Below are 18,777 nucleotides of genomic sequence, written 5' to 3'. Positions count from 1 at the left end.
GCCGCGCTATAGAGGGCGGCAGCGCCGATGCGAAGTCCATCTGCGCAAAAAAGGAGCCAAATGGGGCGATCGACGGGATCCGAACCCGCGACCTCCGGTACCACAAACCGGCGCTCTAACCAACTGAGCTACGATCGCCACAGGGGCTGACGGCCCCGAGAGACAGGGCACATATGCGGCCGATCCCTGCCCGTCAAGCGGGCAAATCCATGCGTGCGCGTTTTCGTCATTGCATCCCGCCGGCAAGTTGCGCGCGCAGATTGGCGAGCGCCGTTTCCGAAAGGCGGGGCCGCTCGCGCGCGGCTTTCCCTTTGCGCAGTCGTGCGCGATCCTTTTCCGGCGGATCGACCAGGCGCACCCGCACCGGCGCATGGCCCCGCGCGCGGATGCCCAGTTCCTCCGCTGCGCCGCGCGACAGGTCGATGATGCGTCCGCGTCCGGCGAAGGGCCCGCGATCATTCACGCGAACAAGAATGGTGCGCCCGGTATCGAGCGACGTCACCTCGACATAGCTGGGCAACGGCAGGGTGACATGCGCACCGGTTATCCATTTGGCGCGAAACCGCTCGCCATTGGCGGTGCGATTGCCCGATTCAGATCCATACCAACTGGCATAACCCAGCATGTCATAATGGGGGTCGGCGGCAGGGACATAGGTAACGCCGCGCACCTTGTAGGGAGGGCCGATGCGCACGGGGTGGTCGCTGACCGGCCGGAAATTGCCGCCGCCGCAAGCCGCCAAAGCCAGGGCAGGAACGGCCCACGCCATCCTAGTCCAAACCGTCATGGCGACACCCCTAATGCCCGCGGCCCGGCGCGTCGAGATAGGAGCCCAAGGAAAAGGGGCGAAGGCACTTGCGCCTTCACCCCTTCGCTTTCGGCTTCCTGGACACGCCCCGGCGCAAGCCCTGAGCGCGTCTCACTCTCCTAATGCTTTTCCGACCGCGATGCCGGCAAAGTCAGCCAGAGCGAGCGTCCGCGCGAACGGACGCCCTCGCCCTTAGTTGACCGAATCCTTCAGGCCCTTGCCGGCCTTGAACTTCGGCTGCGCCGAAGCCTTGATGGTCATGGTTTCGCCGGTGCGCGGGTTGCGACCGGTCGACGCCTTGCGCTGCGAAACCGAGAAAGTGCCGAAGCCCACGAGCCGCACTTCATCGCCCTTCTTCAGTGCGCCGGTGATCGCGTCGAACACGCCTTCAACCGCCTTAGTCGCGTCATTCTTGCTGAGGCCGCTGCTTTCAGCAACCGTGCTGATCAGATCCTGCTTGTTCATGCCTTGGGAACCCCCTTGTGCTGTTGGTTAGTTAGGAATCGCGGCGTAGGCGGGGCAATAAGGCGCGGATTCCGGCGCCTGTCAAAGGGAAAGCGACGAAGACCCCTGCTTTGCTCCAAAATCGCGCCCCGCCGCGCATTATGAAGCAAAATCGAGGAGTTCTGCGGTTTGTTTCACTTCAGTGACTTTTCAGTGCCGAAGCGCAGGATCGCTGTCCCGTCCCGCGAGGTTGGACGGCTGGGCGGCAAGGTCGTCCTCCTCCGTCCAGGCGATCGCCTCCGGCGTCGACACCAGCGCGCGCGCCAGAACCTCGTCGACATGCGAGACCGGGATGATCTCCAGCCCTTCACGAATATTGGCGGGAATTTCCGCTAGGTCTTTCTCATTTTCCTGCGGGATCAGCACCGTCTTGATGCCGCCACGCAGCGCCGCGAGCAGCTTCTCCTTGAGCCCGCCGATCGGCAGCACGCGACCGCGCAACGTCACTTCGCCGGTCATGGCGACATCCTTCTGCACCGGGATGCCGGTCAGCGTCGACACGATCGTCGTGACCATGCCGATGCCCGCCGAAGGCCCATCCTTGGGCACCGCGCCTTCGGGAAGGTGGATGTGGATGTCCTTGCGGTTGAAGACGCTCGGCTTGATGCCATAGCCCGGCGACCGCGCCTTCACATAGGAGAAGGCGGCCTGCACCGATTCGTTCATCACTTCGCCGAGCTTGCCGGTGGTCTTGATCTGCCCCTTGCCAGGGACCGTCACCGCCTCGATCGTCAGCAGTTCGCCACCGACTTCGGTCCAGGCGAGACCCGTGACGGCGCCGATCTGATTTTCTTCTTCGCCCACACCATGGCGGAATTTCCGCACACCGGCGAAGTCGGCAAGATTGTCGGGCGTGATGACGATCTTGTCATATTCGCCTTCCAGGATCTTGCGCAGCGCCTTGCGCGCAAGCCGCGCCATTTCGCGCTCCAGCGTGCGGACGCCCGCTTCGCGCGTATAATAGCGGATGAGGTCGCGCACTGCGGCTTCGGTGACTTCGACCTCGCCATCCTTCAGGCCATGGGCGTCGATCTGCTTGGGCAGCAAGTGCCGCTCGGCGATCTCCACCTTCTCATCCTCGGTATAGCCCTCCAGCCGGATGATCTCCATGCGGTCAAGCAGCGGCTGGGGCAGGTTCAGCGAGTTGGCCGTGGTCACGAACATCACGTCGGACAGATCGACGTCGATTTCCAGATAATGGTCCTGGAACTTGTTGTTCTGCTCGGGGTCGAGCACCTCCAGCAATGCCGAGGCCGGGTCTCCCCGGAAGTCCTGGCCCAGCTTGTCGATCTCGTCGAGCAGGAAGAGCGGGTTCATCGTGCCGGCCTTTTTCAGGTTCGACACGATCTTGCCTGGCAGCGAGCCAATATAGGTGCGGCGATGGCCGCGAATTTCGGCTTCGTCGCGCACGCCGCCCAGCGACTGGCGCACGAATTCGCGCCCCGTCGCCTTGGCGATGGAGCGACCGAGCGAGGTCTTGCCGACACCCGGCGGGCCCACGAGGCACAGGATCGGCCCCTTCAACTTGTTGGTGCGCGCCTGCACGGCCAGATATTCGATGATACGGTCCTTGACCTTTTCGAGCGCGAAATGATCCTCGTCGAGGATGTCCTGCGCCTTCTTGAGGTCGTTCTTGACCTTGCCCTTCTTGCCCCAAGGCAGACCCAGCAGCACGTCGAGATAGTTGCGCACGACGGTGGCTTCGGCCGACATGGGTTGCATCGCCTTGAGCTTCTTGAGCTCCGCCGTGGCCTTGGACCGCGCTTCCTTGCTGAGCTTGGTCTTGGCGATCTTCTCGGTCAATTCGGCGAGTTCGTCGCCTTCCTCGCCTTCGCCATTGCCCAGTTCGCGCTGAATCGCCTTCAACTGCTCGTTGAGATAATATTCGCGCTGGGTCTTCTCCATCTGCCGCTTCACGCGACCGCGAATCTTCTTCTCCACCTGCAGGACGCCAAGCTCGCCCTCCATGAAGGCGAAGACCATTTCCAGCCGCTTGACCGGGTCGGCTTCGACGAGCAGCGACTGCTTGTCGGACACCTTGACGTTGATGTTGGCGGCGACCGCGTCGGCCAAGCGGCCCGCATCCTCGATCTCGCGCAATTGCACCGGCGTCTCGGCCGGCAGCTTCTTGTTGAGCTTGGCGTAGTTCTCGAATTGCTCGGCGACCGAGCGCATCAGCGCGGCAGCCTCCGGCCCTTCGGCCGCGAGTTCCTCGACCGGCGCAATCTCGGCGACCAGATAATTTTCCTGCGCCGCCATCGCCTTGAGCTGCGCACGATGCTTGCCTTCCACCAGCACGCGCACGGTGCCGTCGGGCAGCTTCAGCAATTGCAGGACCACAGCGACAACGCCGGTATCGTACAGCGAGTCGCGACCCGGATCATCCTCCGCCGGGTCGAGTTGGGACACGAGAAAAATCTCCTTGTCGCCTTCCATCGCGGCTTCCAGCGCGGCGACGCTCTTATCGCGTCCCACAAAGAGCGGAACGATCATCTGCGGGAAAACGACGATGTCACGCAGCGGCAGAAGAGGATAATGCGTAGTCATTCAGTCTCCGGGGCCATAGTTGCGGCCCTTCCAAGCGGTCCATCGCCTTTATGGGGATGCCCGGGGCGTCAATCAATCTACACTGTCATAACAAGGCAACAATGAACCGGGGGTGGATCGCCTTGCCGCCCTGCCCGATCAGAAGGGCAGCTTGAAGCCGGGGGGCAGTGGCAGACCCGCCGTCATCTTGCCCATCTCGGTATTGCTGACCTCATCCGCCTTCTTGCGCGCATCATTGAAGGCGGCGGTGATCAGATCTTCCAGCATCTGCTTTTCGGACGGGGCGAGCAGGCTGTCGTCGATCGACACGCCGACGATCCGCCCCTTGGCCGACGCCCGCACCTTGACCAGCCCACCGCCGGCCGCGCCTTCGACCTCCAGCTTGTCCAGATTGTCCTGCGCCCGCTGCAATTCCTCCTGGACGCGGCTCGCCATGCCCAGAATTTCGTTCAAGTCCTTCATGCTTCTGCACTCCATCGTTCGAGCTTGTCGTCCAGCTCGGCATCGGGGAAAGCGGCCATCGCCGCCTTGACCACCGGGGTTTCCAAAATGCGGGCGCGGGCATCCGCCGCCCGGCTCTGCTCCTGTTCCAGCAGCGTCGGTTCGGCCGGTCCGTCGGCTTGCGCCACCTGCCAGGCAACGCCGGTCAGTTCGCGCAGGGCCGGCAGCAGCCGGGCGGAAAAGTCGGACGGCAATTGCGGGGTTGGCCGGTAGTCCAATTGGGGCGGCGCATAGCGCACCAATCCCACGCAATCATGCAGTTCCTGCGCCAGCTGGCCCTTGCCCCGCTGCCACATGGCCTCGATCAGGTCGGCAAAGCTGCTCGGCAACCGGCCGGCGGGGGAAGACGAAGCAGGCGCTCCTCCCGATGGAGCGGCGGCCGCACCCCCCGCAGCGGAACCGCCTTCACGCAGCATCCGGGCGATTTCGCCGGGATCGGGCAAGGTGGCGGCATGCATGACGCGCAGCAGCGCCATCTCGCAGCTTTCGATCGGCAACACCGCGCTCGCCACCTCGTCATGCCCCTTGAGCAGCAACTGCCACAGGCGATGCAGGGGCGCGAAGCCAAGCTGCGCGGCCCAGTCGGCCAGCGCTTCGCGTTCCTCGGCGGACTGGCCGGGGCTGGCGATATCGCGCCCGGCCTTCAGCAGGGTCACGGCATGAACCAGTTCCATCAGTCCGCGCATGAGCGCAAGCGGCTCGATGCCCAGTGCGTAAAGTTCGCGCACGGCGCCCAGCAAAGTGGCCGTCTCGCCTTCCAGCAACAGCGCCAGCAGCCGACGCACGGCCCCGCGGTCGGACAGGCCGAGCATCTCGCGCACTTGCGCGGCCGTGACCAGCGGCGCGCCCTCACCCATTTCGGCGTGCGCGATCGCCTGATCAAGTATTGAGAGTCCGTCGCGCGCCGACCCTTCCGCCGCCTGAGCGATCAGCGCCAGTGCATCGGGTTCGGCCGCGACGCTTTCCGCCTCGACCACATGGGCGAAATGAGTAGCGAGCAGATCGGCGGGGATGCGGCGCAGGTCGAAACGCTGGCATCGCGACAGGACGGTCACCGGCACCTTGTTCACTTCGGTCGTGGCGAACAGGAACTTCACATGCGCCGGCGGTTCCTCCAGCGTCTTCAACAGGGCGTTGAAGGCGTTCTTGGAGAGCATATGGACTTCGTCGATGATGTAGATCTTGTAGCGCGCCGACACGGCGGCATAGCGCACGGCCTCGATAATCTCGCGCACATCGTCCACGCCGGTATGGCTGGCGGCGTCCATTTCCACCACGTCGATATGACGGCCTTCGGCGATCGCCTTGCAGGGTTCGCAGATGCCGCAGGGGTCGATGGTCGGGCCGCCCTCCCCGTCCGGACCGACGCAGTTCAGGGCTTTTGCGATCAGGCGCGCGGTCGACGTCTTGCCGACGCCGCGCACCCCGGTCATCAGAAAGGCATGCGCCAGGCGCCCGCGCCGGATCGCATTGCCCAGCGTCTGGACCATCGCATCCTGCCCGATGAGTTCGCTGAAGCTGCGCGGTCGATATTTGCGCGCCAGGACGCGATAGGGCTGGGGTGAATCGGACATGGGTTTGTCCTACCCGTTCGGGCAGGAATTGTCGAAGCCGGATGGTGGAGGGTGGGAGCCGGGACGACCCGCGGCGGAATCACTGTGGCTGCTTCCGTCAGGACCTGACCAGGTTCGCGACGGCCTCGTCCGCCCGACTCCCGAGCGGGCATATGGCGGGTCGAAGCCGATCTGGCAAGAGGCAAGCGCGGTGGGCGGCGCGGGCCCGCCCCGGCATCAGCGCGTGCCGGCGCCTTCCTCGTCGGTGGCGAAGAAATGCTGGATAACATCGCGCGCGAGGCGAACCGGCCGCAGGGTCGACGCGTCCACGCAGCACCAGCTGGACTTGACCTCCGCCAGCACTTCCTCGCCCCGGCGGATCACCGTTTCGTAGAAGGCGCGGGCACCCTGCACCTTCTCCAGCAGGACGGTCGCGATCACTTCATCGTCCAGAAATGTCGGCTTGCGGTAGGTGATCTCGTGCTTGAGCGCGACCCACAGATGCTCCGCAACCGCCTCCGCCGGCGCGAGCGCGCGCCAGTGATCGAGAACCGCGTTTTGCACCCATTTGAGATAGCTGGCATTGTTGACATGACCCATGAAGTCAATGTCGTCCGGATCGATGCCGACGGGATAGCTGTGGGGAATCGCGTTACTCACAATGATGTAAATAGCATCGCTGCGGGGGGAGTGATAGCGCGAACTGCGCATTATCCGACATCAACGTGCCGGATAGTCATGTGGCTGCTCTGGAACGAGAGGCCTATATGTCAGAGGGCCGACAAATGCCGGCCCTCTTTCCCATCATCAGAAACGCCAGCCGACGCTTGCAACGACCTGGTGACGATCTGTGTCGATATCGAATTCGCTGCTGGTGTCGCCGTCCATATAGTCGATATGGCCGTCGGTATAATTGGAGTAGCGATATTCGAGCTTGGCGAAGGTGTTGCTGTTGATCGCCCGTTCGACGCCTGCACCGACGCGCCAGCCGTCCAGCTTGAACGAGGTGTCGGTCGTTTCATTCGTGTTGCCGGCGAGAACGTTCAGCTTGCTATTGGTATAGCCGCCCTTCACGTAAACAAGCGTGGCAGGATCCGCGAGGATACCGGCGCGGGCGCCGATATAGAGGTCACGGCCCTGGCTGACGCGACCGAAGCCGAACTGGTCGGTCAGGTCATAGCGATCGCTCTTGGCGGTGGAGTCCGTCCACTCGCCCTCCACACCAACGACGGCGCTGCCGACATTGACGTCATAGCCAACGCCAACACCGTAGAGCAGACCGTCAATGGACTGATCGTCGCGGCCATCATCATTGTCCACATCGCTGCCGGCGCCGACATGGTCGTAGCCCAGGATCGCTTCGACTCGGGGACCGGTGAAGGTGGGGCCGACATCCTGCGCCACAGCAGGGGTAGCGACGCTCGCGCCTGCCAGAAGAGAGGCGACCATCAACTTGCGCATAACAGATACTCCATTCGTCATTCTCTTCCCCAATGGGGACGAGACGCTGAAGCCGGAGCACAGACTTTGGTTTCATGAACAGGAGATAAACAGCTGAATCTGTTGCACTAATGCCACAAATGGCGCTCGGCTCGGCGCGACGATGCACGTTTGCAGCGACAAGATGAACAGGCTGTCAGCATTCAACCACGTTAACAGCGAGGCCGCCGAGCGACGTTTCCTTGTAGCGGCTCGCCATGTCCTCGCCTGTCTGGCGCATGGTTTCGATCACGGCATCCAGGCTGACGATATGCCGGCCATCGCCTTGCAACGCCAGATAAGCGGCATTGATCGCCTTGACCGCGCCCATCGTGTTGCGCTCGATGCAAGGAATCTGGACCAGCCCGCCAATGGGATCGCAGGTGAGGCCCAGATTATGCTCCATGCCGATTTCTGCCGCATTTTCCACCTGGCTGTTGGTGCCGCCCAACACGGCGGCCAGACCGGCGGCCGCCATGGAGCAAGCGACGCCAACCTCGCCCTGGCACCCCATCTCGGCAGCGGAGATGGAGGCGCGCTTCTTGTACAGGAAGCCGACCGCCGCCGCCGTGAGGAGGAAGCGGCGCTCCCCGTCCCGATCCGCGCCCGGCACGAACCGGCGATAATAGTGCAGCACGGCGGGGATGACGCCCGCCGCGCCATTGGTGGGCGCGGTCACCACCCGGCCGCCGGCGGCGTTCTCTTCATTCACTGCCAGCGCGAACAGGCTGACCCACTCGAAGATCTGCGCCGGCCCTAGCGCATCCTGCTGAAGCCGCAGGCGCTGGTGAATGGCGCGCGCGCGGCGGCGGACCTTGAGACCGCCCGGCAACAGACCTTCCTGCGCGAGGCCTCGATCGATGGAGGCCGACATAGCGTCGATCACTTGGTCGAGAAAGGCTTCCGTTTCGTCCTGCGCCCGCCACGCGCCTTCATTGCGCATCACTAAAGTGGCGATGGAGAAGCCGTGCGCCTCTCCCTGCGCCAGCAGCTCCGCGCCCGAGGAAAAGGGATAAGGCTGAACCACATTATGGCCCAGCGGCATATCGTCGCTTACCGGGACCATGCCCGGCAACACCGCGCCCCCGCCGATGGAATAATAGTCACGGACGACTGGCTCCTCGCGATCCGGCAGCCATGCCGTGAAACGCATGCCATTGCTGTGCGCTTCCAGAAACTCGCCCATGCGGAACAGCAGATCGCGCTGCTCATTGAAAGACATCCACTGGGCTTGCGCGCTGCCAGCGCGGATGCGGCCATCCGTGCGGATGGCAGACAGGATGTCCGGAATGGCATCGGGATCGATTGCTTCGGGACGATAGCCCGACAGGCCGAGCAGCACGGCCGTGTCGGTCGCGTGCCCGCGCCCTGTGAGCGCCAGCGAGCCGAACAATTCGCACTGCACGCGTTCAGGCGCCGCGGGCAGCGACTCCATGAACTGCAAAGCCGCGCGCATGGGCCCGACCGTGTGGGAACTGGAGGGACCGATCCCGATGGTGAACAGGTCGGTGATGCTGATGGCGGTGCCCGCATCGATGCGGCTTTTGGTCACGATCAATAATCCTTCGACACCCGGACGTTCGCGCTCTGCCGGCCGAGCGTGGAGATGGCGCCTAGCAGAGACAGCCAGCGCGTCACCTGATATTCGATCCGAGTGGCGGAATAGCCCTGACCATCGGTGATCAGCTCCACATAGGTCTTGCGCGTCAGATATTTGCCCGCGGCGATCGACGTGCCCTGCCCCTGCGTCGGATCGGCGGCGATGATCCGCAGACGGTCCAACCCCGCCGCTTTGCGGACGGCATTGATCGGGTCGAGGCCGTCCTCCCCCTGCAACGATCCTACAGCGGAAGCCAGCTGAAGCGCCTCTGGTGCGGACAGGTTGGTGATCGACGTGCCGAACAGGATGCGCGAAAGCAGTTCGTCCTGCGGCAAGGCCGGCACACTGGTAAAGCTGATGTCGGGCTTGAGGCCGGTCCCGCCGACATGGATGGTGGCGCTGAGGTCGCTGACGTCCGCCTCCGCATCGATGTCCAGCGTGGGGTTGACGGGGGTCCGGCCGTCAAACTGGATATGGCCTTCGCGCAGGTCGAACCGGCGACCGGCAAATTCATAGCCGCCGCGCACCAGCTCCGCCCGGCCGGCGATCGTCGGGCTGGTCACTGTGCCGCCGATGTCCAGGTCCGCGCGCCATTCGCTGTCGAGCCCAAGACCAGTCACCATCAGGCGATTGCGCGCGCGGGCGTGCAGCGCCAGTGCCCAAGGAACATTGGTGCGCGGCCGCTCAATCTCGTCGCCGCGCCTGTTGATCTCGACGACGCGCAACTCGGGGATCTGCGCAACGGCGGCCGCGCGCCCCATGGTGAAGCGGCTGCGGTTGAGGAGCACGTCGCCGCCGATCGTGCCTCCCGCTCCTTCCGATCGCAGGGTGATGGGGCCCGTCACCGTGGCCGCAATGTCATCGCGTTCCAGCAAGGCTGCATTGTCCGCCTGCAGCGCCAGGTCCATGCCCACGCCGCCAATGCCGTTGAAGGTGAAGCGGCCGGTGCCGCTCACCGACCCGCCATTTTGCGCGCTGGCGCTGAAGCTGCCGATAACGAGCTGCGCGCCGGAAAACCGCCCGCGCGCCTTCACGTTGCGCAGGCGCATGCCGGTCACCGGGCTGTTGATGGTGGCATTGTCGGTGGCGAGCTGGCCACTGATCTGCGGATTGCCCAGCGTGCCGCGCATGTCGGCGGACACGCTCACCGGCCCGCCAATGTCGACGATCTCGACCCCGGTCAGCCGCCAGAGCGTGTCGGCGGTGCCGCCAAAGCGCAGCTGGGCGAAGAGCGGTGCGGCAATGAGCCGCGACACAAGCCCGCCCTCCTGCCCCAGCGGCGTCAGCAGCGCCTGTGCGCGCCCGATCGTCTTCCCGTCGGCAACGAAGAGCATCCGGGTGGCAAGTCGATCGGGCGTCAGCGCTGCGTTCACGCCGACATCGACCGGACGGGAACTGAGCGACAGGCCGGACCGCGACAGACCGCGAATGCGCAGTTCGGCCTTGCCCGTCGGAGAACCGCCGCGCGGCTGCGCATAGCTGAGCGAACCAGTCGCCATGCCGCCCAGCCCCAGATTATCATAGGCGATGTCCAGCAGCGAAAGCGGCAGCGCCTGCATCCGCGCCTCCACGTGGGTGGAAGCCGCGCCGAGTTCGCCCGCCAGCTGCAACGATCCGCCGGCATAGCTGACCGTGGCGGGCGACAGCCGCCACCCATCCTCGGTGCGCGTCAGGAGTGCTGCGCGGGTCAGGCGGATCGGCCGCTTGTCGATCGTGCCGCTGGCGGACAGGCGGACCTTGTCCGGCTCGACCTGAGCCTCGCCCTGCAGGTCGAAAAGCCGTCCGCGCTGGCCCGACAGGCTGCCGCGCACCTTGCCCCGGCCGTCCACCAGTTCCGCATTGAGCGCGAGGCGCCCGAGCAAAGCGCCGCCGACGCGCAATCCCCGCGCCTGTGCGGTCGCGGTGACGCTGGTGCCGGCGGGATCGAGCAGAAGCGTCGCATCCAGTGAACCCCGCCGCACGTCGATCGCGGTAGGCCCGGCGAAGCTGGCGCCATTGGCGGTCAGCTTTACCTGGACCTGCTGGATGTCGTTGACCGGCCTGAACCCGACAAAACCTGTGACGGGGCCCGTGACGCCCAGTTGCCCCTCCAGACCGCCCGGCAGCGGGCGTATATCGCCGCTGGCGGTTACGCCCGACACGGCCAGATTAGCGACGCGCACCACCGCCTGGCCACCCTGCGGCAACAGAATGACGCCTCTTCCGTCGAACGGCCCCAGTGTCGATCCACCCTCCGCCCGGTAGCTGTAGCCATTGGCATCGGGCACCAGATGCGCCCGGACATCGCGCAGGCCCAAGGCATCGAGCGGCCGTCGCAGCAGAAGGTCGATCGTCGGCCGCTCGATCCGACCATCCAGCGTGAGTTGCAGCGGGCCGTAGCGATCATGGCGGCCGCTGCCTTCGAAATGGAAGCTGCCGTCGCGATGTCGCACGCCATCGGCCTGGAGCGACAGCAAGGGCGCGTGCAATGTCAGTCCGTTGAAGGCGAGCTGCCCATCGGGTTGCAGCTCCAGCGCGCTGCGCGCCGTCCCCAGGCCACCGCCCAACGACCGCAGAAAGCCGTTATCCATTCGCCGCATCTGGGCCAGCGCAGTGCCGCTGAGTCCGAAGCCGCCGTCGCGGCGCGGAACGGCGCGCAACTTGGAGGTGAGGTCGACCACGCCCAGCCCGCGCACGAACAGGCTGCGTATCTGGCCGTCGAGCCCGAAATCATAGCGTCCGCTCTTGAGGTCCATCAGCATGATCAGCTTGCCCTGCAGCTTATCCGAACGGACCTGCATGGGATTGCTGACAAGTTGCTGTCCCTTGAGCTGAAGCACGCCATCGAGCGTGAAGTTGCGGACAATGGTTTTGACAAGGTCGCCATGACCATCCAGTCGGCGCGCCTTCAACGCCAAAGGAATGAGCAAGGGCGCGCTGCCCGCGGCCCGACCCCTGCCTTCGGCGCGTACGTCGCTGATCACCGTCTTGTCGAAGGCGATCTGGCGCGCGGTCAGCAGATAATCATAGCCCATCGCGCTGAACGGCCCATCCAGCCGAACCTTCGCCTGCACGTCGCGGCCGCGGATGTTTCGCACGAGCGCCTGCGGCCGGGCAAGAGTCAGCTGGACCAGCATATTGTCCAGCGCATTGTTGCGCAGGTCGATGGCGCCATCGGCCGTCATATCCAGCGCAGCCGATCGAAGCGTCAGCTTGCCGTCAATGATGCGGTTCGCCAGCGTGCCATTGGCGCGCACCGTCAAGCGCGGATCGGCAATCCGGCGAACCAGCCCACCGCCAGCGATAGCCGATCCTTCGATCGTGCCGCGCGCCGAATAAACGCCGCTGCGCGCTGCCAGAAAGAGGTCGACGGCCGGTGCGCCGTCCAGCGTCGCGTCGAGCTGTCCATCCCACTTGCTCCAGCTCCCCTTGCCGGCGATCCGCAAATTGGCGTCCTGCTTCAGGCCAGCCATCGCCGCCAGCAGCCCCTGCCTGGGGGCATTGACGGTGACATCCAGCTTGAAACGGTCGTCGTCGGGGCGACTATCCAGCGCAATGGTGAGCACGTCGCGGCCGTCCAGCATGCGCGCGGACAGATCGATGATCGCGCGCCCGCCGCGAATGTCGGCGTCGCCCGCTATCGTCGCGGTCTGCGCGCGGCCGGTAATGCCGGGCGCCACGGAGAGGCGGCCGACCGAAAATTGCATCAGCCGGATGTCGAAGCCGGGCAGGATCGGTCCGCGCCGCTCGGTCGGATTGAGCTTCGGCAACTTGCGCAGGTGCGCCTGCGGGATCGACAGCCGGTCGATGTCCAGCCGGTTCGACAGCCAGGCGAACGGCCACCAGTCGAGTTCCACCCGCGGCGCATCAAGGAAGGGGCCAGTGGGATCGGAGAGGATGAGATCGCGCAGCACCGCCTTGCGATAGATGCTGCCCTCGATCGCGCCCACATGGATGCGCAGGCCCGACGCGGAGCGGATGGCGGCGATCCGATTGGCCAGGAAGCGGTGCCCGCCATCCGTGTCGAGCCAGGCGAGAGCACCCGCCGCGATCAGGAATAATGCGGCCAGCAATCCCGCGACCCAGCGCTGCCAGCGCCCATCCCATGCGCGGCGCGGCACCGACCGCGGCGGCGGCGGCGGCACAACTTCGGGCGGCCCTTCGTCCACCATCAGAATGCCTGCCCCAGTGACACATAGACGGCGATTTTCGGGTCACCCGGCTGCGGGTTCAACGGCGTGCCGACATCCACCCGGATCGGGCCGAAGGACGAATAATAGCGCACGCCCATGCCTGCGCCGATCCGCAAGTCGCGGAAGCGCGGCAGGAAGCTGGTCGAGATATTGCCGGCGTCGACAAAGGGCACAACGCCGAAATTGCCGAAGCGAATGCGGCCTTCCAGCGAAAATTCGGCGAGGCTCTTGCCGCCGACCGGGTCGTCATCCTCGCCATAGCGCGGGCCGATCGCCTGATAGCCATAGCCGCGCACCGATGCGCCGCCGCCCGCGTAGAAGCGGCGGGAGGGGGCGATCTGGTCCACGGTCGAGCCCAGGATCGTGCCGAAGCGCGCGCGTGCGGCCATCACCACGCGCTCGCCGACCGGCTGGTAGACGCTGCCGTCCACCTGGACCTTGGCATAGCCGAAGGTCGTGTTCTGAAAAGAGAGTTCCGGGCTGAATCGTCCGCCGAGGCGAAAGCCCTTTGTCGGGTTGAGCAGATCGTCGCTGCCGTCATAGGTGAGGCTGAGCGGAACGGCGCCTATGAGGAAAGTGCGCCGTGCGCCGCCGGAAAAGGCATCCGCTTCGTCGGACGCGATCAGCTCCGCGCCCACGCGCCAGACCCAATGTTTCTGGAACAGGATATTGGTCTGCCGCTCCAGCGCGCCCGACAAGGTGATGGTCCGCGCGTCATAGGCGTCCCGCCGGATGTTGCTGACTGACAGCAGGCCAGTGAGCACATTGTCGCGACGACGGAAATTGTTGCGGCGATAGGTGAAGGACGCGGTCTGCTCCTGCGTGCCGACCACGCCGCGCAGCGTTACAGCGCCCTCGGGCGGGAAGAAATTACGATGCTGCCAGCTGACCTCGGCGCGATAGCCTTCGCCCGTGCCATAGCCAAGTTCGCCCGCGATCGTGCGCAAGGGCGCACGACGGACATCGACGTCGAGATCCACATGCTCGCCATCACCCGCGTCGCGGGGCGTCAGAGAAACGGACGACACCAGGCCCGTCGCCACGATCGCGCGGCGCAAATCCTCCACGTCGGAGGCCATATAGGTGTCATTCGGGTCGAAGCGCGCAATTTCCTGCACATGGTGCGCGCTGAACAACTTCTCATCGTTCATCCGGATTGCGCCGAAGCGACGGAAACCGCCGGGCGTGACGATCATGTCGAGATCGCCCTTGCGGTCCTCATGGTCGATACGCACTTCCGGTTCGTCGACCTGGGCGAAGGGAAAGCCGCTTTCCGCCAGCGCTGTCTGCAACTGCACGCGGCCGGCGATGATCGCATCGGCATCGACCGGATCGTCCACTTTCGGCGGGAAGGCGGCGCGCAACTCCGCTTCCTTCTCACCGGTTTCAGCGAGGCCGGTCACGTCGACAGAGGACAGGAGATAACGCGTCCCTGGCGTGATCGCGAAGCTGACGATCAGGCGGTCGCTACCAGGCGCGGGGGCCGTCACGCTGCCGCGCACCTGCGCCGCATAATAGCCCTTCGCGCGCAGCAGTCGGTCCAGCAATTCGCCGTCTTCGCTGACGCGGCGGTTGATCTGCGCCAGGTTCGCAGCCTTGTCCTGGCCCTGGCGCAGCACCGACAATTCGGCAAAGCGCTCGTTGAAGACCGGATCAGCGATGCCGTCGAGCCCGGCAAGCTGGACAGTATAGTGACGTTCCTCACCCGCGTCGGCGAAGGTGACGACAGGTTCCGCGGGGTCGGCTGCGACCGGATCGGCAATATCGACCGTCTCGCTCGCCTGATCCGCGGGATCGAGCGGCAGCGGATCGACGCTATCGGGCTGCCCCATGTCGGGCCAGTCGAGGCCGATGTCCGGCATGGCCTGCAGCGGCGCGTCCACATCGGGCCCGCCGGACACGGGCGCATTCTGCGCCTGCGCCGCCATGGGCGCAAGCAACAGCAACGGCGCAAGCGAGAGCCGGGAATGCGGTCGGCCAGAAGCGCGGCGTCGGATCCGCAAACCATGGGTCATGGCGACGGTCTAGACCAAGAGCGGCGCACAACGCCAGTACCGAACATCATTGCGATCAGTAGCCTGTCGGCCATGCGTCAGAAAGCGGTGTTGAGCCGATCCAGCAGCGCACGCGCCGGGCCCGCGTCGCTTTGGCCCTGCCCGCCGCTCATGCGATCGAGCCGTTCTTCCAACCTGGCGACCCGATCGTACAGATCCTGACTGCCTTCGATCAACGCGCGCGCTTCGAAGGGAAAACTTTCGGTCAGGGTCGGGTCGGTCAGGCTGGCGCGGCCGAGGCGATATTTCTCGTCCGCCAGCTCCGCATCACCGATCTCGCCGCGCTGCCAGGCGCGCTGGCTGAGCAGCCAGGCGATGATGTGCATCAGCCGGGTCGTCACCTTGAGCGATTCACAGGCAAAGGCCACGCGACGCAGCGGGTCGGCCGCATCCTCCTGGCTCAGCACATCGCCATCGAAATAGGCGCGCGCTTCGTCGGCCATCATCATGGCTTCGAGATAGAGGCCGTCGACCAGGCGTCGATGCAGACCACGATCAAGGGAAGCGGCGTTTCGCATCAGGGCTGACTGACACAGAATGGAGGCTTTGTCAGGGGGCTAGAAGGCCGCTGCCGGCGCGGCTGTCCCATTCGTGGCCGGTCAAGGGGCTGAAAAGATAACTGTAAACGGCCCCTTCAGGCGATGATGTCCGGTATGAGCTGATCTTCCAGAGCGCTGATCTCATCCTTCAGGCGCAGCTTGCGCTTCTTGAGGCGCGCGATCTGCATCTGGTCGCTGCCGCCCGCTTCGACCAACGCTGCAATGGCGCTGTCGAGATCGCGATGCTCGACCCGCAGCAGTTCCAGGCGGCGCATGATGTCTTCCCGGCTCACCGTCTCTGCCCGCGCTCCCCGTGCTTCATGGCCAGCCTGATAGCGCGCCGTTCACGCGCGGGCCACCGCAAATTTACGAACGGTCCGCCGCAAAGCGCCAATCGCGACGAGACAGAAGGGGTGATTCGTGATTTACTCGGAAATCCATCACCCTCGTAAGGAGAATGTCATGGAAAACAGCCACATCTCAGCCCTTTCAGCCAAGCATGCAGGACTCGAGGCTCGTATCAAGGCCGAATCGAGTCGTCCGATGCCGGACGCCATCCTCGTGGCCTCGCTCAAGAAGCAGAAATTGCGGCTGAAGGAGGAGATGGCGGCGCAGCACTAACGGCTGGCTGACCTGATCGCGCGAGACCGGTGGGACCTCTGCTGGTCCGGCGTGTCGTTTCAGCTTGTTTTCGTGCCTGGACGATGCCGCAGCAGGCCGCTAGCGACGCGCAAACAGACGTGACGTTGCTTTAGCGCCCCCGCCCTAGCGGCTGGTGCAGTCTCAGATAATCGGGAAGCGGCTGCGCGGTGCCGGAAGAAATGGGCTTGCGCGCCAGCTGCGGGTCGATCGCCTCATCGAACGCCAGCCCGATCCTGTTGTCGCGCGACCAGGCGACTGTGCCGCTGACATTGCCGACCCCGCGCAGGTCGATCTCGACCCGAGCGCCGGCAGCCACATGCCGCTCGCAATCCGCCATCAGGCCGGACGCGGACAAGTTCCGGATACGGGCGCGTCCCAGCGACCTGCCATCCGCGCCGGTGAGGTTCGCCAGCAGGAACAGGCTGTCGCGCGGTGACGACCGCGCCGGCCCTCGATCAGAAATCCCATGGTCCTCGTCCATTCCAAATCCGCGCGCAAAGATCATCACGAAACAGATGCTAGTCGCGGGCGATGGAAAAAGGGTTAATCGTCCCGCGAGATTTTTTCCTGCCGCTCGTGTCGCTCCTGGGCTTCGACGGTCATGGTCGCGATTGGCCGCGCTTCCAAGCGGCCCAGCGAGATCGGCTCGCCCGTCACTTCGCAATAGCCATATTCACCATCGTCGATCCGGCGCAGGGCCGCATCGATCTTGGAAATCAGCTTGCGCTGCCGGTCGCGGGTGCGCAGTTCGATGGACCAGTCGGTCTCGCTCGACGCGCGGTCGTTAAGGTCGGGTTCGCGCAGCGGCTCGTTTTGAAGCACCGCCAGCGTACCTTCCGCCTCCGCCAGTATCTGCTTCTTCCAATCCCACAGGCGCTGCCGGAAATATTCCAGCTGCAGCGGGTTCATGAACTCCTCGTCGGGCGACGGGCGATAGTCTGCGGGTAAGATAACGGACGATTTAGGCGGCTTGACGCCGTCTTTATCGGGATTCAGCACCGATGCCATCTGGCTCTCCGACTCGCTGGCCCCGACGCTTCAAGTTCCGGGGCGCCAATGACTTTTCATTGAGGGCGCCTCATAGCCATGGCCGCACACCGACACAAGCGGACATTCAGGGCGGGTGTCGATCTTTCTGCAACGCTCCTCGCGCGCGGCCGATTCGCTCGATCGCAGCGTCCCACCCTGCGATGTGCGAGCGACCCGCGCCCCATTCACACTGCCGGAGCGCCCCGTATCAGACTGGGACGTTAACCATTTACGGTAGGGCAGCATAAGGGTTTACCCCTAGTTTCCGGGCCGATTTACGGTTAATGACCTTGTGATTAACAGTTTCTTCTGCCTTCCTCCTCATAGGCGACTGCACCGCATCCCACTCGGGATCGGGCGGCAAGAAGACAAGAGTGGATACCTATGTCGGTACGGATGGCCCTGGCTAAATTATGCGCCTGCACATGCGGCGGTGCGATCATCGGCGGGGGCGCCGTGCACGTGGCCGAGAGCGCACGTCCGGCGGTCGTGCACAGCAGCAAGAGCGTCAAGGCGGCGCCCAAGCGCTACGCCGCGCGGACCATCAAGCGCAAGGTGGTAAAGACCGTCACCGCCTGCGCGCCGCAAACCGTGACGGTGACGAGCCAGCCCGCTCCCATCCCCCTTCCCGCGCCCATGCCGCCGGCCGAAATGCCGATCATGTCGGGCGGCGGCGGCGCGGTCCCCGTCGTCATGGGTGGTGGCGGCGGCTTTGGCGGCGGGGGTTTCATCGGCGGCTTCTTCGGCGGCGGTGGCAGCGGCGGCGGGTCGGTCGTGATCTCGTCCACCAGCAGCTCGACCGGCGGCATCAGCAGCTCGACCAGTTCGACCACCGGTGGCGTCTCCACCTCCACGGGCGGCGTGTCCACGTCGAGCGGCAATGTCTCGACCTCTTCGGGCGTCAGCAGCAGCTCTTCCTCTTCGTCGAGCTCCAGTTCCAGCTCCTCCTCCTCATCCAGCTCTTCTTCCAGCAGCTCGGGCGGATCGAGTGGCGGCAAGCCCGACAAGCCGGATCATCCCGGCTCCACTGGCGGATCGTCCGGCAGCAGCTCGTCCAGCTCTTCTTCGGGGAGCTCATCGTCCGGCGGCTCGTCCAGCTTCGGCAGCACCGGTAGCTCCTCCTCGTCATCGAGCAGCAGCTCGTCGAGCAGTTCCTCTTCCAGCAGTTCGAGCGGCGGTTCGAGCAGCACCGGCGGCACGGATGTGCCTGCGCCGCCTATGGTCCTGCTGTTCGGCGCGGCTGCCGTGGCGCTCGTCGCACGCCGGCGTTTCGCCGAGCGCAAGGGACAGCAGTCCGCCTGATTTCCTTTCCCGCGAGGGGCATTTGAGGGTGGCTGCGGGGGGCCACC

Annotated in this window: 17 protein-coding genes, 1 tRNA gene and 1 other RNA gene; 1 reads left to right on the top strand and 18 read right to left on the bottom strand. The window is 64.9% G+C overall.

Going from position 1 to position 18,777, the window contains the following annotated elements; genetic code table 11:
* Window positions 1-61: 61 nt before the first annotated feature.
* The 14 genes from ACGGKE_RS00810 to ACGGKE_RS00745 all read right to left on the bottom strand — a co-directional run bounded on the left by ACGGKE_RS00810 (window position 62) and on the right by ACGGKE_RS00745 (window position 16,032).
* Window positions 62-138 (bottom strand) — tRNA-His (locus ACGGKE_RS00810).
* 88 nt (window positions 139-226) lie between these two features.
* Window positions 227-787, bottom strand: coding sequence for a septal ring lytic transglycosylase RlpA family protein (locus ACGGKE_RS00805; protein ID WP_394439239.1), 561 nt, complete (start codon window positions 785-787; stop codon window positions 227-229).
* A 213-nt stretch (window positions 788-1,000) separates the two neighbouring features.
* Window positions 1,001-1,273: an HU family DNA-binding protein gene (locus tag ACGGKE_RS00800; protein WP_009821372.1), complete on the bottom strand. Its 273-nt coding sequence runs from the start codon at window positions 1,271-1,273 to the stop codon at window positions 1,001-1,003.
* A 189-nt stretch (window positions 1,274-1,462) separates the two neighbouring features.
* A complete protein-coding gene (gene lon, locus ACGGKE_RS00795; protein WP_394439238.1) occupies window positions 1,463-3,859 on the bottom strand; it encodes an endopeptidase La in 2,397 nt (798 codons plus the stop codon).
* Window positions 3,860-3,997: 138 nt separating this feature from the next.
* A complete protein-coding gene (locus ACGGKE_RS00790; protein ID WP_228166603.1) occupies window positions 3,998-4,321 on the bottom strand; it encodes a YbaB/EbfC family nucleoid-associated protein in 324 nt (107 codons plus the stop codon).
* A complete protein-coding gene (locus ACGGKE_RS00785; RefSeq protein WP_394439236.1) occupies window positions 4,318-5,934 on the bottom strand; it encodes a DNA polymerase III subunit gamma/tau in 1,617 nt (538 codons plus the stop codon). Before ACGGKE_RS00785 ends, ACGGKE_RS00790 begins: the two co-directional genes overlap by 4 nt.
* A gap of 47 nt (window positions 5,935-5,981) precedes the next feature.
* Window positions 5,982-6,079: signal recognition particle sRNA small type (gene ffs, locus ACGGKE_RS00780), an RNA gene on the bottom strand.
* Window positions 6,080-6,150: 71 nt separating this feature from the next.
* Window positions 6,151-6,573: an acyl-CoA thioesterase gene (locus ACGGKE_RS00775; protein ID WP_394439235.1), complete on the bottom strand. Its 423-nt coding sequence runs from the start codon at window positions 6,571-6,573 to the stop codon at window positions 6,151-6,153.
* 147 nt (window positions 6,574-6,720) lie between these two features.
* Window positions 6,721-7,374, bottom strand: a complete 654-nt coding sequence (locus ACGGKE_RS00770) for an outer membrane protein (protein ID WP_394439234.1) — start codon at window positions 7,372-7,374, stop codon at window positions 6,721-6,723.
* Between the two features lie 175 nt (window positions 7,375-7,549).
* The gene (locus ACGGKE_RS00765) at window positions 7,550-8,944 is read right to left on the bottom strand and encodes an L-serine ammonia-lyase (RefSeq protein ID WP_394439233.1); all 1,395 of its coding nucleotides are present in this window, start codon (window positions 8,942-8,944) and stop codon (window positions 7,550-7,552) included.
* A gap of 2 nt (window positions 8,945-8,946) precedes the next feature.
* The gene (locus ACGGKE_RS00760; RefSeq protein WP_394439232.1) at window positions 8,947-13,143 is read right to left on the bottom strand and encodes a translocation/assembly module TamB domain-containing protein; all 4,197 of its coding nucleotides are present in this window, start codon (window positions 13,141-13,143) and stop codon (window positions 8,947-8,949) included.
* Complete coding sequence (locus tag ACGGKE_RS00755) at window positions 13,143-15,179, bottom strand: autotransporter assembly complex family protein (RefSeq protein ID WP_394439231.1); 2,037 nt, start codon at window positions 15,177-15,179, stop codon at window positions 13,143-13,145. Before ACGGKE_RS00755 ends, ACGGKE_RS00760 begins: the two co-directional genes overlap by 1 nt.
* 77 nt (window positions 15,180-15,256) lie before the next feature.
* The gene (locus ACGGKE_RS00750) at window positions 15,257-15,736 is read right to left on the bottom strand and encodes a DUF1465 family protein (RefSeq protein ID WP_394439230.1); all 480 of its coding nucleotides are present in this window, start codon (window positions 15,734-15,736) and stop codon (window positions 15,257-15,259) included.
* A gap of 116 nt (window positions 15,737-15,852) precedes the next feature.
* The gene (locus tag ACGGKE_RS00745; protein ID WP_394439229.1) at window positions 15,853-16,032 is read right to left on the bottom strand and encodes a YdcH family protein; all 180 of its coding nucleotides are present in this window, start codon (window positions 16,030-16,032) and stop codon (window positions 15,853-15,855) included.
* A gap of 187 nt (window positions 16,033-16,219) precedes the next feature.
* Between ACGGKE_RS00745 and ACGGKE_RS00740 the strand changes: the two genes are divergently transcribed.
* Window positions 16,220-16,378, top strand: coding sequence for a YdcH family protein (locus ACGGKE_RS00740; RefSeq protein ID WP_228166595.1), 159 nt, complete (start codon window positions 16,220-16,222; stop codon window positions 16,376-16,378).
* A gap of 130 nt (window positions 16,379-16,508) precedes the next feature.
* Here the strand turns inward: ACGGKE_RS00740 and ACGGKE_RS00735 are convergent, their stop codons facing one another.
* From ACGGKE_RS00735 to ACGGKE_RS00720, 4 genes are all read right to left on the bottom strand, one after another.
* Window positions 16,509-16,880 (bottom strand): PilZ domain-containing protein, encoded by a 372-nt coding sequence (locus ACGGKE_RS00735; RefSeq protein WP_394439228.1) that lies wholly within the window; start codon window positions 16,878-16,880, stop codon window positions 16,509-16,511.
* Between the two features lie 62 nt (window positions 16,881-16,942).
* Complete coding sequence (gene dksA / locus ACGGKE_RS00730; RefSeq protein WP_228166593.1) at window positions 16,943-17,407, bottom strand: RNA polymerase-binding protein DksA; 465 nt, start codon at window positions 17,405-17,407, stop codon at window positions 16,943-16,945.
* 548 nt (window positions 17,408-17,955) lie between these two features.
* Window positions 17,956-18,435, bottom strand: a complete 480-nt coding sequence (locus tag ACGGKE_RS00725; protein WP_394439227.1) for a hypothetical protein — start codon at window positions 18,433-18,435, stop codon at window positions 17,956-17,958.
* A gap of 6 nt (window positions 18,436-18,441) precedes the next feature.
* A complete protein-coding gene (locus ACGGKE_RS00720; protein ID WP_394439226.1) occupies window positions 18,442-18,627 on the bottom strand; it encodes a hypothetical protein in 186 nt (61 codons plus the stop codon).
* Window positions 18,628-18,777 lie beyond the last annotated feature (150 nt).

The sequence above is a fragment of the Sphingobium naphthae genome (assembly GCF_043589935.1).
Taxonomy (GTDB): domain Bacteria; phylum Pseudomonadota; class Alphaproteobacteria; order Sphingomonadales; family Sphingomonadaceae; genus Sphingobium; species Sphingobium naphthae_A.
This window is presented reverse-complemented; position numbering and strand designations above follow the sequence as displayed.

Coding starts and splice junctions, on each gene's coding strand:
- ACGGKE_RS00805 (WP_394439239.1), bottom strand. CDS start 787: ATGACGGTTTGGACTAGGATGGCGTGGGCCGTTCCTGCCCTGGCTTTG.
- ACGGKE_RS00800 (WP_009821372.1), bottom strand. CDS start 1,273: ATGAACAAGCAGGATCTGATCAGCACGGTTGCTGAAAGCAGCGGCCTC.
- lon (WP_394439238.1), bottom strand. CDS start 3,859: ATGACTACGCATTATCCTCTTCTGCCGCTGCGTGACATCGTCGTTTTC.
- ACGGKE_RS00790 (WP_228166603.1), bottom strand. CDS start 4,321: ATGAAGGACTTGAACGAAATTCTGGGCATGGCGAGCCGCGTCCAGGAG.
- ACGGKE_RS00785 (WP_394439236.1), bottom strand. CDS start 5,934: ATGTCCGATTCACCCCAGCCCTATCGCGTCCTGGCGCGCAAATATCGA.
- ACGGKE_RS00770 (WP_394439234.1), bottom strand. CDS start 7,374: ATGCGCAAGTTGATGGTCGCCTCTCTTCTGGCAGGCGCGAGCGTCGCT.
- ACGGKE_RS00760 (WP_394439232.1), bottom strand. CDS start 13,143: ATGGTGGACGAAGGGCCGCCCGAAGTTGTGCCGCCGCCGCCGCCGCGG.
- ACGGKE_RS00755 (WP_394439231.1), bottom strand. CDS start 15,179: ATGACCCATGGTTTGCGGATCCGACGCCGCGCTTCTGGCCGACCGCAT.
- ACGGKE_RS00750 (WP_394439230.1), bottom strand. CDS start 15,736: ATGCGAAACGCCGCTTCCCTTGATCGTGGTCTGCATCGACGCCTGGTC.
- ACGGKE_RS00745 (WP_394439229.1), bottom strand. CDS start 16,032: ATGCGCCGCCTGGAACTGCTGCGGGTCGAGCATCGCGATCTCGACAGC.
- ACGGKE_RS00740 (WP_228166595.1), top strand. CDS start 16,220: ATGGAAAACAGCCACATCTCAGCCCTTTCAGCCAAGCATGCAGGACTC.
- ACGGKE_RS00735 (WP_394439228.1), bottom strand. CDS start 16,880: ATGGACGAGGACCATGGGATTTCTGATCGAGGGCCGGCGCGGTCGTCA.
- dksA (WP_228166593.1), bottom strand. CDS start 17,407: ATGGCATCGGTGCTGAATCCCGATAAAGACGGCGTCAAGCCGCCTAAA.